Source organism: Luedemannella flava, assembly GCF_039528515.1.
GTDB classification, from domain to species: Bacteria; Actinomycetota; Actinomycetes; order Mycobacteriales; family Micromonosporaceae; genus Luedemannella; species Luedemannella flava.
The window spans coordinates 15,279-28,867 of sequence record NZ_BAAALT010000001.1; the positions used below are offsets into that span (position 1 = coordinate 15,279).

The window sequence follows — 13,589 nt, forward strand, 5'->3', positions numbered from 1 at the left end:
CACTCCTAGCGCAGCTTGGGCAGGATCTCCTGCTCGTAGAACGTGAAGAAGCCCTCCTGGTCGGGGCCGACCTGGTCGACGTGGACGTGGTCGTACCCGGCATCCACGCAGCGCTGGATGCCGGCGAGGTGACGTTCGGGGTCGGGGCCGCACACGATCACCTCGGCGATCTGGTCCTCGGTGACCGTCCCGGCGAACTGCTCGTAGTGCGCCACGTCGGGCAGGTGCTGGCCGAGTTCGCCGGGCAGCGCGACGGTCGGGCAGACCCGCCGGGCGGTCGCGCGCGCCTGCGCCTCGTCCGCGGCCCAGCACACGTTGTACTGGATGAAGCGGGGCCGTTCGTCGTCGCCGAACTCCCGGACCACCGCCGGGTCGGGCGCGTAGTTGATGAGACCGTCGGCGATCCGGGACGCGAGCCGGGCCGCCCGGGGCGCGCCCGCCGCGAGCAGGATCGGGGGCGGCGTGTCCGGCAGCGAGTACAGGCGCGCGTTCTCGACGGTGAAGTGCGGACCGTAGTGGCGCACGTTGTCACCGGCGAACAGCGCCCGGATGATCTCCACGGCCTCCTCGAGCATCTCGGCCCGCCGTTCGTACGCCGGCCAGTGCCGGCCGACGACGTGCTCGTTGAGCGCCTCGCCCGTGCCGAGGCCCAGCATGAACCGGCCGGGCATCATCGTGGCGACCGTCGCGGCCGCCTGGGCGACCACCGCCGGGTGGTAGCGCACGGTCGGGCAGGTGACCCCCGTGCCGACCCGCAGGGTCGAGGTCGCCTGCGCGATCCCGCCCAGCACCGACCACACGAACGGGCTCTGCCCCTGCGCGCCGATCCAGGGGTGGAAGTGGTCGGAGATCATCGCGTACCCGAACCCGGCCTGCTCGGCGCGGGCCGCGTAGCCGACCAGGTCAGGGGCCGGGTGTTCCTCACTGGAGAGTGCGTAGCCGATGGTCACCATGGACCACCTCCAAGTCCGGCTGGACCGGCCTTTTACCACTGGGGGAGGAGGCCAAACCCGCTCGGCGGGGCCGGGGCGTTTCGCGGGCTCAGGCCTGGGTAGTGGCGGTGCGAGAAAACTGTCCGCATCGCTACGAACCGGCTAATCATGCCGGTTAGTCCGTCTCTTGGAGGGGTCATGCAGGCCACCAGTCAGGACATCGTCGACACGTTGCTGGCCCAGCATCAGCAGATAAAGACGCTGTTCGCCCAGGTGCAGTCCGCCACGGGCGAGCCTAAGGAGGAACTCTTCCACGAGCTCGTGGCGCTGCTCGCCGTGCACGAGAGCGTCGAGGAGTCGCTCGTCCACCCGCTCGCCGAGGACAAGCTGCCCGACGGCGGCGACGTCGTGCCGGCCCGACTGGCCGAGGAGCAGGAGGCCAAGGAGGCGCTCGCCGCCCTCTACGACCTGGGCGTGGCGCACCCCGAGTTCGACCCGCGCCTCGCCGCACTTCGCGACGCCGTGACCGCGCACGCCGAGGCCGAGGAGGCGTTCGAGTTCATCCGCCTGCGCGAGGTGGTCGACCCGGACCGACTGGTGACGATGGCCTCCGCGATGACGGCGGTGGCCGCGATGTCGCCGACCCGGCCGCACCCCGGGGTGCCCGCCAACCCGGCGGCCAACCTGCTGCTCGGCCCGCCGCTCGCGGTCTTCGACCGGGTGCGCGACGCCGTCCGCGACGCCACCAGGGGGGCGCGATGAGCCCCGAGGACCCGAAGCTCAGTCAGCTCGACCCGCGGCGGATGGACAAGCGGGACGCCGCGCTCACCACCGACCAGGGGGTCCTCGTCGAGGACACCGACAACACGCTGCGCGCGGGGCCCCGCGGGCCGAGCCTGCTCGAGGACTTCCATTTCCGCGAGAAGCTGATGCGCTTCGACCACGAGCGCATCCCGGAGCGGGTCGTCCACGCGCGCGGCTCGGCCGCGCACGGCTACTTCCAGCCGTACGGGGACGCGCTCGCGCCCTACACGACAGCCCGGTTCCTCACCGACGCGTCGGTGCGCACGCCGACCTTCACCCGGTTCTCCACGGTGCAGGGCTCGCGCGGCTCGACGGACACGCCGCGCGACGTCCGCGGCTTCGCCACGAAGTTCTACACCGACCAGGGCAACTTCGACCTCGTGGGCAACAACATGCCGGTCTTCTTCATCCAGGACGGCATCAAGTTCCCCGACGTGATCCACGCCGTCAAGCCGGAGCCGCACCACGAGATGCCGCAGGCCGCCTCCGCCCACGAGACGTTCTGGGACTTCGTGTCCCTGCAGCCGGAGACACTGCACCACGTCATGTGGCTCATGTCCGACCGGGCCATCCCGCGCAGCTACCGCACCATGCAGGGGTTCGGCGTCAACACGTACCGCCTGGTCAACGCCGACGGGCGGGCGACGTTCGTCAAGTGGCACTGGACGCCGGCGGCGGGCGTGCACTCACTGGTCTGGGACGAGGCACAGAAGATCTCGGGCAAGGACCCCGACTTCAACCGCCGCGACCTGTGGGAGTCGATCGAGGCAGGGGCCTTCCCCGAGTACGAGCTGGGGGTGCAGCTGATCGCGGAGGACCAGGAGTTCGCGTTCGAGGGCGTCGACCTGCTCGACGACACCAAGCTGATCCCCGAGGAGCTCGTGCCGGTCACACCGGTGGGCCGCATGGTGCTCGACCGCAACCCCGACAACTTCTTCGCCGAGACCGAACAGGTCGCCTTCTGTGTGAGCAACCTCGTGCCCGGCATCGACTTCTCCGACGACCCCATGCTGCACGCGCGCGCCTTCTCCTACCTGGACACCCAGCTCACCCGGCTCGGCGGGCCGAACTTCCAGCAGATCCCGATCAACCAGCCGGTCGCCCCCGTGACCAACCACCAGCAGGACGGGTTCCACCAGCACCAGATCCCGGTGGGGCAGGCCAACTACCACCCCAACTCGCTGGGCGGCGGCTGTCCGTACGTGCCCGGCGCCGACGGCGGCGCGTTCGTGCACACCCCGGAACGCGTCGACGGGGTCAAGGCGCGCAAGCGGTCGGAGACCTTCGCCGACCACTACAGCCAGCCGACGCTGTTCTGGAACAGCATGAGCGCCTGGGAGAAGGAGCACATCATCGCGGCGTTCAAGTTCGAGCTGGGCAAGGTCAACGCGATGCACGTGCGCGAGACGATGGTCGGGCACCTCAACCGGATCGACCACGCGCTGGCCGTCGCGGTCGCCGCCGGTGTCGGCGTCGTCGCGCCGACCGACAGGCACGCCAACCACGGGCGCGTGTCGCCGGCGCTGAGCCAGGCCGCCAGGCCGGGCGGCGGCTCGATCGCGGGTCGCAAGGTCGCCGCGCTCGTTGCCGACGGGGTGGCGGCCGCGAGCCTGGAGACCACCCGAGCGGCGCTGACCGGCGCGGGCGCCGTCGTGGAGCTGCTCGCCCCGACCGACGGAGCGGTCACGACGGCTTCGGGTGACCCGTTGGCCGTCGACCACGCGATGAACACGACCGGCTCCGTGCTCTACGACGCGGTCATCGTGGCCGACGGCGTGGCCGGGCTGGTCAACGACGGCTTCGCCGTGCACTTCGTGGCGGAGGCGTACAAGCACGCCAAGCCGCTCGCCGTGCTGGGCACGGGCGACACGGTCGTCGAGGCCGCCCGGCTGCCGGTGTTCGAGGCGTCCGACCGGGCCACCGAGCCGGCCAGCAAGCCCATGGCCGGCGCCCTGGACGGCGTGCTGTTCGTCGCGCCGGGCGCGGACGCGGACGCCGCGTTCCTCGACGGCTTCATCGACGCGATCGCCCGCCACCGCCACTACGACCGCCCGGTGGACGGCATAGCCGCCTGACGCCGCGCGTTTGCCGGCCCGCCTGGTGGGAAGAGCGGACTCATGTCGGCGGACGCGGTGGTGATCGGGGCGGGGCACAACGGCCTCGTGGCGGCCAACGTGCTGGCCGACGCGGGCTGGGACGTTCTCGTCCTGGAGGCGACCGCGGCGCCCGGCGGCGCGGTCGCCTCCGGCGAGATCACCGCGCCCGGCTACCTCAGCGACCTGTGCAGCGCCTTCTACCCCCTGTCCGTCGTGCCCGGGCCGCTCGCGGACCTCGGCCTGGCGGACTACGGGCTGTGCTGGGAGCACGCTCCCGACGTCCTGGCGCATCTGTTGCCGGACGGCCGGGCCGCGGTGCTGTCCCGCGATCTCGCGCGCACGGCCGCCTCGGTGGCGGACTTCGCGCCCGGCGACGCGACCCGTTGGCGGGCCGCGTACGAGCGCTGGCTGCCGCTGTCCGACCGGCTCGTCGACGTCATGTTGCGCCCGTTCCCGCCCGTACGCGGCGCGGTCGGGCTGCTGCGCCGCGCGCGGCTGTCGGGCAGCCTGCGGCTGGCCCGCACGGCCGTGCTGCCGGTGCGGCGCCTCGGCGCGGAGATGTTCGACGGCGAGGGCGCGACGCTGCTCATGGCGGGCTGCGCCCTGCACGCCGACCTGTCGCCGGACGACGCCGGCAGCGGCCTGTACGGCTGGCTGCTCGCCATGCTCGCCCAGCAGTACGGGTTCCCGGTCCCGGCGGGCGGCGCGAGCGCGCTCACGGACGCCCTGGTGGCCAGGCTGACGGCGCGCGGTGGCCGGATCGAGTACGCCGCCCCGGTGTCCCACGTCGCGGTGGCCCACGACCGGGCCGTGGGGGTCTCGACCGTCGACGGCCGCCGCTTCCGCGCCCGGCGCTCGGTCGTCGCCGACGTGCCCGCCCCCGCCCTCTACCTGGACCTCCTCGATCCCCGGGCCCTACCGCCCCGGTTGCTCGCCGACATCACGGCGTTCCGCTGGGACGGTGCGACGGTCAAGGTGGACTGGGCGCTGTCCGCGCGCGTGCCGTGGCGCAACCCGGCGCTGGCCGGCGCCGGCACGGTGCACCTCGGCGGCGACCTCAACGGCCTGGCCCGCTACTCAACGGCGCTGGCCTGCGGCGAGGTGCCCGGGGAGCCGTTCGTGGTGGCGGGGCAGATGACGACCGCCGATCCGCGCCGGTCCCCGCCGGGCACCGAGGTCGTCTGGGCGTACACGCACCTGCCGCGGCGCGACGCGTGGCCCGCCGACGAGGTCGCGGCGCACGCCGAGCGGGTCGAGCAGGTCATGGCGGACGCCGCGCCCGGGTTCGGCCGGCTCGTGGTCGGCCGGCACGTCGCCGGCCCCGGCGACCTCGAACGGCTCAACCCCAGCCTGGTCGGCGGGGCGATCAACGGCGGCACCTCCGCGCCGTACCAGCAGCTCTTCCTCCGCCCCGTGCCCGGTCTGGGCCGCGCGGACACCCCGGTGGACCGACTCTTCCTCGCCAGCGCCTCCGCCCACCCCGGTGGCGGGGTCCACGGCGCCCCCGGCGCCAACGCGGCCCGCGCCGCGCTGGCCCGCGACCGCGCCGTGACGGGTCGCCTGTACGCCGCGGCGGTGGGGGCAGCCCACCGCGCGATCCACCGGGAAGCACAACCATCAGGAGTACGCCGTGGCACACACTGAACGCACCATCGCGGTCCCGCCCGACCAGGTCTTCGCCGTGCTGGCCGACGGCTGGACCTACGCGGACTGGGTGGTGGGCACCACCCACATCCGCGACGTGGACGCCGACTGGCCCGCGCCGGGCGCCAAGATCCACCACAAGGTCGGTCCGTGGCCCGTGTCGCTGCATGACGAGACCGTGGTGCTCAAGGCCGACCCGCCGGACCGGCTGGTCCTGCGGCCGCGGATCCGCCCGTTCGGCGAGCTGACCGTCGTTTTCCGGCTCGCCCCGTCCGGGCGCGACGGCACCCGCGTCGTGCTGGAGGAGGACATCGCGAAGGGGCCGCTGCGCTGGGTCCGCAACAAGCTCAACGACCTGCTCATGCACGGCCGCAACAAGGAGACGCTGCGGCGTCTCGCCGACATCGCTGAGCACCGCCCGGCCCGCAGGACAGGGGATGAGCACCAGGACAGCGCTGGTATGGCACGGCACGCGTGACGGTCACTCCCGTGCCCGGGCGTACGCGAACTGCAGGAAGCCGGCGGCCGCCACGGCGGTGGCGGTCGCCGCGACCCACCGGGTGAGCCGGGGCGCGAACGCCATCCCGGCGGTCAGCCCGGTCGCGGTCCACACCGAGGCGCAGAACGGGCAGCTGGCCAGCTCGCCGGCCGCGTGGCTCAGCCCGTTCTCGCCGCGCGGTTCCTCGTTGACCTCACCGGCCCCGGCGGCCCCGGTGAACCGGGTGACCGGCGCCCGCAGCGGGCTTGTCACGGAGTCCTTCGTGACGAGTCGCGAGATACGGAAGGTAGCCGCCGACAGCAGCGCGACGTCGCCGACCGGGACGGTGGCCGGCAGCCTGCATCCCGTCAGCCGGGCCACCCCCAGCAGCGCCCCGACCGCTACGGCGTAGCCGCCCATGAGGGCGAGATACCCACCGAGCGGGCGAGGCGCACCGTTGGCGTGGGCGTGGTGCACGCGCCGCCCGGCGGCGGCGACCTGTCGCGGCATTGTCAGGCTCATGGCCGCCCCATACCCCCGGCGCCTCGTTTCACACCCCACCGCCTGGGTATGTCCCGGTATGACGGGCGAACCCACCGTCACCTTCATCGGCACGGCGACAACCGTGCTGCCCGCCGCCGTTGCGGCGGACCTGCCCGGGTGGCCCGGTGCGGGCTCGACCACAACCTCCCGGTGTTCACGACCGGGCGCGGTGGCGTCGACGGGAACTACGGCACCGGCACGGGGACGCCGCCGTCGTGCTCGGGCTCCATCAGCATGATGACCCCGGCGGCGCCGTCGGCGTCGGCCAGTGGCATGCACGCGACCCGCACGTAGACGGTGCGCCCCCGGCGGTTGACGGCCTCCAGCCGCAGCTCGGCCGGCTGGACGCCGTCGTTGAGCGCCGAGCGGATGAGCGGTCGCAGCTGGTCGGTCGGCAGCCCGATGTCGAGGTTGAGGAAGTGCTGGCCGATCGTCTCCTCGCGGCGCAGGCCCCACAGGTCCTCGGCGCGCCGGTTCCAGATCTGGACGTGCAGGTCCCGGTTGATCACCGCGACGCCGGCCTGCAGGCTGGACAGGATCGCCTCGAGGAACGCGTTCGCGGTGTCCAGCTCGCTGGTCCGCTCGCGCAGCTGCTCGTTGATGTTCTGCAGCTCGTCGTTGGTGGAGTGCAGCTCCTCGTTCATCGTTTCGAGCTCTTCGTTGGTCGACTGGAGCTCCTCGTTGGTGGTCTCCAGTTCCTCCACGGTGGACTGCAGCTCCTCGTTCGTGGTCTCCAGCTCCTCGTTCGTGGACTGCAGCTCCTCGTACGCGGTCTCCAGCTGACGGTTGGCCTGCTCCAGCTCGTCGTGCAAGCGCCGGGACGCGGTCACGTCGTGGAAGATCAGCGCGACGCCCAGCAGGCTCATGTCGGTGGCGACGAGCGGGTTGATGTGCACGTCCAGGTGCACCAGCTCGCCGGGGGCGCGGAAGTACTCCACGTCACCCACCCTTGTCCCCCGGCGCTCCACCTGCGCCTGGTCGATGAAGCGGCGCAGCTCGACGGGCCGGTACGACATGTCGAGGTCCCGAAACGGTCGGCCGACGTCGCGGGAGGAGACGCCGAACAGCGCCTCCGCCTGCCGGTTGGTCAGCGCGACGAGGCCGTCGGAGGTCACCACGATCTGCGCCACCGGGCTGGACAGGAACGCCTCGCCGCGCAGCTGGTCGATCGCGCCGGGTTCGCTGCGCGTCGGGGCGTGCGGCACCTCGGCGAAGATCGAGTCGTTGGTCTGCAGTGGACGGGGGACCTTGCGGAAGATCCGCCGCTTGAGGTCCACGGGCTGGAACAGGGTGGCGTGGCTGAGCAGCATCTCGGCCTTGCCGAGGAAGAGGATGCCACCCTCGGACAGGGCGAAGTGGAACCGCGCCACGATCCGCGCCTGCGTCTCCGCGTTGAAGTACATCAGGGTGTTGCGGCACACCAGCAGGTCGATGCGCGAGATGGGGGCGTCCTGCACGAGGTCGTTGCGACCGAATATGACCGACCGGCGCAGGTCCTTGCGGAAGACGAACCGGCCGCCCTGCGCCTCGAAGTAGCGTTCGAGCAGCGGGGCGGGGACGTTGGCGACCTCCCGCTCGGTGTAGGTGGCGTGCCGGGCGTGCGTGAGCCCCTCCTCGTCGACGTCCGTCGCGTAGATCTTCACCCGCTGCCGGAACTGCTCCGTGCCCAGCATCTCGGCCAGCATGATGGCGAGGGTGTAGGCCTCCTCGCCGGAGGCGCAGCCGGCGCTCCAGATCCGCACCGGTTCGGCGTTGGACTTCGCCGCCAGCAGCGGCTCCACCAGCTCGTGCCGCAGGTACTCCCACGCCTCCGCGTCACGGAAGAACCCGGTCACGTTGATCAGGATCGTGTTGAACAGGGCGGTGAACTCGTCGGGATGGACCTGCAGGAAGTCCAGGTACTCCGCGTAGTCGGAGATCGACAACTGGGACATCCGGCGGCTGACCCGCCGCATGAGGCTCGAGCGCTTGTACCCCGTGAAATCGAAGCCGCGCTCTTCCTTCAGATAGACGAGCAATGCCTCGAAAGGCGGGTCCGACGGTGTCATGGCGGCCCTCCACCGATCTCGGGTGTCGGCCGCGTAGCTTACTCCGCGTAACGGAAGCCGCGGTCGGTGGCGCGCCCGACCCGTCCCGCGACATGTGATCATCACTCCGTTGAGTACACCGCCTCGCCGTCGGCTGCCGCGCCCACCTGGTCGATGAGGTTGCGGATCAGCGCGCTGGCCGACTCCGCCTCCTCCGCCTGGGCGCGGTAGCGGTCGCGGGCCGCCGTGTGCCCGTGCAGCCGGTTCGTCTCCGCCAGCCGGCGGCTCAGGACGACCTTCTCCTCCAATGCGCGCAGCGCCATCCACAACGCGCTCTCCAGCGCCGCCGCCTGCTCCTCCAGCAGACTCTCCGGCGACCAGGCGTGCCCGACGCGGCAGCGGTACCGGGGGACCGGCTTGCCAATCAGTTCGTACAGCGAACCGCCGCACGCCGGGCAGCCGTACCCGGCCGGATGGCCCGGCAGCTCGTCCGCCGTGATGGGACCAAGATCGGACATGGCGACCTCCGCGTCCAGGGTGGGGTCGTCGTGGAGCACCTGTCCCTCCGGGGCCGGTAGGCGGCACAGGTCGCCCAGCGCCTCGCCGATCTCGGCCAGCGGCAGCACCTTGTCGGCGTTGACGTGCTCGAGCGCCGCCAGCGGCATGGACGGGAAGATCGCGTCGGCGGGGTCCTGGACGACGGTGGTGCCGCCACGGTCGGCGATGGCCGCGAGGCCGGCGGCCCCGTCGTCGCGCGAGCCGGACAGCACGACTCCGATCACCCGCGGTCCGAAGGCCCGGGCGGCCGAGCGGAACAGCGGGTCGATGGCCGGGCGGTGGCCGTTCTCGGCGGGCCCGCGGGAGAGCCGGATCCGGTTGCCGAGGAGCAGCAGGTGCCGGTCCACCGGCGCCACGTAGACGCGGCCATGCCGCAGCGGCTCGCCGTCGACCGCGGGCCGTACCGGCAGGTTCGTGACCCGGGACAGGATGAGCGGCAGTGCGCTCGGCCCCGAGCGGGGCACGTGGAGGACGATCAGCACGGCTGCTGGAAGATCATCCGGCAGGCGGGCGACCAGCACGCGTAGCGCCTCCACACCACCGGCGGAGGCACCGACCACGATGACGTCCCGGTGTGCCACGGCACCCGTCCCGACCTCGTCCGTTTGTTCCACATCCATCGTCCTACCCCGGTCGGCGGCGCTCAACCGGGATCCGCCGACCGGTACGAAATGGCGCGTACTGGGAATTTTCAACCTTCTCGGTGTCATCTGCGTTAGGTCGGCAGGCCGGCGGGTACTCGGATGGGGTCGGCCCAGGCGCCGCTGGGCGGCCGGTTGGAATAGTCTGTAGTTTCACTCCGCATGCCTCGGAGGGATGTGGTCGTCATGACCGGGCAGTTGATCTGCCAGGTGGAGACCGGCGGGGACGTGATCGCCGTCCATCCCTCCGGCCCGCTGGACCTCGCGGCGACGGCCAGATTGCGCTCAGTTCTGCTCAAGGCGCTGGCCGAGGCGCCTTTGGCGATCATTCTCGACATGCGTCAGCTCGTGATCGTTGACGACGTGTGCCTGACGATGCTGCCCGCCGTGGCCAAACGGGCGGCCGGCGAGCCCGGCACGGCCCTGCTGCTCTACGGCGTCGGCGTCGAGGCCGTCCGGGGCATGTCCGCCCTGGGCATCGACCGGTATTTGACCCTGTGTGACTCCTGGGAGGACGCGGTCGCCCGGGCCCACGAGGACCCGGACAGCAGCCGGGTGGCGCAGCACTTCCCGGGGAGCGTCGGCTCGGTGGCGGACGCGCGGGCCCTGGCAACCGAGGTGTGTGTGCGCTGGCGTGTGCCGGTGGCGGTGACGGCCCGGGTCCAGGTGATCGTCACGGAGCTGGTCAGCAACGTTGTCCGGCACGTGGGTACGCCGCTGGAACTCGTGCTGCGCCGGTCCCCGCGCTACGTGCACATCGCCGTTCTCGACGGCGACGAGCGGCGGCCGCACCTGCGCGGGCCGGACGAGCCCTACAGCGCGGGCGGCCGGGGCCTGCTGCTGGTCGACGCGTTCGCGGCGGCGTGGGGGAGCCATCCCACCGCCACGGGCAAGAGCACGTGGGCCACCGTGAGGTACCGGCCGCTGTCCGCCTGAGGGACCGGTCCGTCCGGGGATCGATCGACTTCTGTTGTGAGCGCTCCGCTGTCACGTCTCCTAGGCAGACGCGGCTGTCGGCCCATGCGGGCCGCCCCAGCGTAGCCACCTGTGCCGGTCCGCAGGCGAACCTCGGCCTGTAGCCCCTGCCCCGCACCCGCCGGCACCAGATGGCCGGCGGGCGCGGGTCAGGCGGCCAGCCCGGTGACGATCCGGTCGATCTGGTCGGCCAGGGCACGGGCGGCCGACGCCCGGTTGTCGACCTCCACATGCGGCACGGCCGGTGGTTCGTCGACCTTGATCGCGACGAGGTACTCCTCGAACCGGCGCAGCTTCTCGGCGTCGCGGGCGAGCCCTCGCGCGAGCAGACGCGAGCGCAACGTCGCCGCGTCGGAGCGCACCCACACCAGACGCACCGGCTCGCCGCCCAGCGCGTCGACCCAGTCCCGCCAGCGCCGGCCGTCGTGCACCTGGCCCGTGAATGGGCCGCTCAACAGGACGGGGCAGCCACGGTCGCGGATCTCCCGGGCGGTGGCGGTCATGCCGGCGTACTCGTGGATCTTGATGTGTTCGTCGTACCAGGGGCCTTCCCGCTCGCCGGGCGGTCGGCCGGCGGCGGCGAGGACGGCGGCGACCATCGGGCCGTAGAGCGTGTCCTTGTCCAGCAGCGCCGGGACCGGCCGCAGCCGGGCCAGCAGCAGGTCGGCCACGGTCGACTTGCCCGCGCCCGGCGGGCCCGACACCACCCAGACCGGCGTTGCGTGTGCCACGGGGCCTATCGTCGCCTACCCCGCGTCGACGATCGACCCCGCCAGCGTCACCGTGCGCGCCCGCTGCGAAGCGAACAGCTGCGGGTCGTCGATCTCCTCGACCGCGACCACCACGAGGAGGGCGGTGGCGTCCAGCTCGTAGATGTCGAGCAGGCGGGCCGTCTGTTGATCATCAAGGTCCACGTCCGTGCCGTAGCCCCTGACGAACGCCTCGTCGAGCAGGCCGTACGCCCGCACCCGGGCCAGCTCCATCAACGGGTCGCCGACCAGGCAGTTCGCGGTGTCGATGAACGCCTCGATGCGTCCGTCGCGCACGCACACGTTGGACGCCCGCAGGTCCATGTGGAGCAGGCTGCGCGCGTGCGAGTCGCGGTGACGCACGACCTCGGCGGCGCGGGCGAGGGCGGCGAGGTCGAGGTCGAGGTCGAGGTCGGGACAGTAGCGGCCGGCTGCCTCGAGCCGCTGCCGCAGGCGCGACCACACGAAGTCCGACCAGGAGCGCGGCGGGCGCAGCGGCGGTGTGTCCGGCGTGATCGCGTGGAGCCGGCGCGTCAGGCGGCCGAACTCCGCCCCCGGCACGGTGGCCCCCTCGTCGTGCGGGATGTGGGTCTGCAGAACCCAGGAGACCGGACCCGGGTCGCCGGCCCGTCGCCAGGCGAGGACGCGGGGGACCGGCACGCCACCGTCCGCCATCTCGGCGAGGGCCGCGACCTCCCGCTCGATGACCTCGCCGAAGTCAACGACGCCGTCATACTGCGTGTCGAGCCGTTCGTGGCGGGGTGACCGGAGCACGCCGATGGCGGCATCGCCGTCGAATAGCATGTCCGCCCAGAAGTCGACGCCCGACCGCCACGCCGCGACCCGCAGGGAATCCCGCTGGAGCGCCTGACGCACGGCACCTGTCAGGATCCCCAACCGATCGTCGTCACGCATGCCGGTGCGCCGTCAGGCCAGGTCGACCGTGACGGGCAGCGTGCGCAGGCCGTGGGCGCGGAAGCTGGGCAGCCATGTGGGCTCGCCGGCCAGCGTGAGAGCCGGCAGGCGACGGACCAGCACCTCAAGGGCGATCTCCACCTCCGCCCGGGCGAGCGCGGCGCCGAGGCAGTAGTGCGGGCCGTGCCCGAAGCCCACGTGGCCCCCGTCGTCGCGCGCCGGGTCGAACAGGTCGGGCGCGCCGTAGCGGTCGGGATCGCGGTGCGCGGCGGCCAGGCACAGCAGCACCGTGTCGCCGGCCGGCACGCGCACCCCGCCGATGGTGACGTCGGTGGTCGGGAACCGGCGGATGGCGTAGCTGAGCGGCCCGCGGTGGCGCACGACCTCGTCGACCACGGCCGGCAGCCGGGCGGGGTCGGCCCGGACGGCGGCGAGCTGGTCGGGGTGGCGCAGCAGCGTGAGAACCGCGTTGCCGAGCAGGTGCACCGTCGTCTCGTAGCCCGCCCAGATCGTGACGAACGCGAGCGACGTCAGCTCGTCCTCCGTGAGGCGGTCGCCGTCCGCGTCGCGGGCCGCGATCATCGCGGAGACCAGGTCATCGTCGGGCGACGCGCGCTTGCGGTCGATCAACATCCCGAGGTACGCCGTGAGCGAGGCGACCGCCGCGCGGGCGAGGTCGGGCCGCGCCGGGTCGGGCGCGATGAGCGCGTTGGTCCACGAGCGGAAGTCGGCCAGCTCGCCGACCGGCACCCCGAGCAGCATCCCGATGACCGTCAACGGCAGCGGCACGGCGTACGCGGCCATCAGGTCGACCGGGCCGGCGAACGCGTCGACCAGCTCCCCGGCGGTGGCCCGGATGCCCGGCCGCAGCGCCTCGACGCGGCGGACGCTGAACGCCCCGGCGACCAGGCGACGCAACCGACCGTGGTCGGGGTCGTCCAGGTTGAGCAGGTTCGCGTCGAGCGCGGGCGGCAGCCGCAGCCCGCGGTAGCCGCCGGTGGAGTTGGCCTTGTCCAGCGACAGGCGCGGGTCGGCGAGCGCCGCGCGCACGTCCGCGTAGCGGGTGACGACCCACACGTCGGTGCCGTCGGGCGCGGTCGCCCGGTGCACCGGCCCGGCCGCGCGCCACGCGGCGTACGCCGGGAACGGGTCCGCGTAGTGCGCCGGGTCGCTGACAAGCTGGAGGGACCCGTGCGCCGCCACGGACAGAGCCTACCGAACGGAGGG

12 protein-coding genes are annotated in these 13,589 nt (G+C 72.6%); 5 read left to right on the forward strand and 7 right to left on the reverse strand.

What is annotated here, in order from left to right; genetic code table 11:
- Window positions 1–5: 5 nt before the first annotated feature.
- Window positions 6–953, reverse strand: coding sequence for a TIGR03557 family F420-dependent LLM class oxidoreductase (locus ABD211_RS00075; protein WP_344124914.1), 948 nt, complete (start codon window positions 951–953; stop codon window positions 6–8).
- A 177-nt stretch (window positions 954–1,130) separates the two neighbouring features.
- On the opposite strand from ABD211_RS00075, the gene ABD211_RS00080 reads away from it, so the two are divergent.
- The 4 genes from ABD211_RS00080 to ABD211_RS00095 are packed head-to-tail and all read left to right on the forward strand — an operon-like array spanning window position 1,131 to window position 5,954.
- Window positions 1,131–1,694, forward strand: coding sequence for a hemerythrin domain-containing protein (locus ABD211_RS00080; RefSeq protein WP_344124915.1), 564 nt, complete (start codon window positions 1,131–1,133; stop codon window positions 1,692–1,694).
- Window positions 1,691–3,811 carry a catalase gene (locus ABD211_RS00085; RefSeq protein ID WP_344124916.1) on the forward strand — a complete coding sequence of 707 codons (2,121 nt, stop codon included), beginning with the start codon at window positions 1,691–1,693 and terminating at the stop codon, window positions 3,809–3,811. The genes ABD211_RS00080 and ABD211_RS00085 overlap by 4 nt, the downstream gene beginning before the upstream one ends.
- Before the next feature lie 42 nt (window positions 3,812–3,853).
- On the forward strand, window positions 3,854–5,476 hold the full coding sequence (locus tag ABD211_RS00090) for a phytoene desaturase family protein (RefSeq protein ID WP_344124917.1): 1,623 nt from the start codon (window positions 3,854–3,856) through the stop codon (window positions 5,474–5,476).
- Window positions 5,463–5,954, forward strand: a complete 492-nt coding sequence (locus ABD211_RS00095; protein ID WP_344124918.1) for an SRPBCC family protein — start codon at window positions 5,463–5,465, stop codon at window positions 5,952–5,954. Before ABD211_RS00090 ends, ABD211_RS00095 begins: the two co-directional genes overlap by 14 nt.
- Window positions 5,955–5,957: 3 nt before the next feature.
- Here ABD211_RS00095 and ABD211_RS00100 read toward each other — a convergent pair whose 3' ends face one another.
- The 3 genes from ABD211_RS00100 to ABD211_RS00110 all read right to left on the reverse strand — a co-directional run bounded on the left by ABD211_RS00100 (window position 5,958) and on the right by ABD211_RS00110 (window position 9,702).
- Complete coding sequence (locus ABD211_RS00100; protein ID WP_344124919.1) at window positions 5,958–6,476, reverse strand: DUF1360 domain-containing protein; 519 nt, start codon at window positions 6,474–6,476, stop codon at window positions 5,958–5,960.
- A 206-nt stretch (window positions 6,477–6,682) separates the two neighbouring features.
- Window positions 6,683–8,545, reverse strand: a complete 1,863-nt coding sequence (locus tag ABD211_RS00105) for a CheR family methyltransferase (RefSeq protein ID WP_344124920.1) — start codon at window positions 8,543–8,545, stop codon at window positions 6,683–6,685.
- A 101-nt stretch (window positions 8,546–8,646) separates the two neighbouring features.
- On the reverse strand, window positions 8,647–9,702 hold the full coding sequence (locus tag ABD211_RS00110; protein ID WP_344124921.1) for a chemotaxis protein CheB: 1,056 nt from the start codon (window positions 9,700–9,702) through the stop codon (window positions 8,647–8,649).
- Window positions 9,703–9,909: 207 nt separating this feature from the next.
- Between ABD211_RS00110 and ABD211_RS00115 the strand changes: the two genes are divergently transcribed.
- On the forward strand, window positions 9,910–10,659 hold the full coding sequence (locus tag ABD211_RS00115; RefSeq protein WP_344124922.1) for an ATP-binding protein: 750 nt from the start codon (window positions 9,910–9,912) through the stop codon (window positions 10,657–10,659).
- Window positions 10,660–10,847: 188 nt separating this feature from the next.
- Here ABD211_RS00115 and ABD211_RS00120 read toward each other — a convergent pair whose 3' ends face one another.
- The 3 genes from ABD211_RS00120 to ABD211_RS00130 are packed head-to-tail and all read right to left on the reverse strand — an operon-like array spanning window position 10,848 to window position 13,565.
- The gene (locus ABD211_RS00120) at window positions 10,848–11,429 is read right to left on the reverse strand and encodes a P-loop nucleotide/nucleoside kinase family protein (protein ID WP_344124924.1); all 582 of its coding nucleotides are present in this window, start codon (window positions 11,427–11,429) and stop codon (window positions 10,848–10,850) included.
- 15 nt (window positions 11,430–11,444) lie between these two features.
- A complete protein-coding gene (locus tag ABD211_RS00125; protein WP_344124925.1) occupies window positions 11,445–12,362 on the reverse strand; it encodes a phosphotransferase in 918 nt (305 codons plus the stop codon).
- Between the two features lie 12 nt (window positions 12,363–12,374).
- Complete coding sequence (locus ABD211_RS00130) at window positions 12,375–13,565, reverse strand: cytochrome P450 family protein (protein WP_344124926.1); 1,191 nt, start codon at window positions 13,563–13,565, stop codon at window positions 12,375–12,377.
- Window positions 13,566–13,589 lie beyond the last annotated feature (24 nt).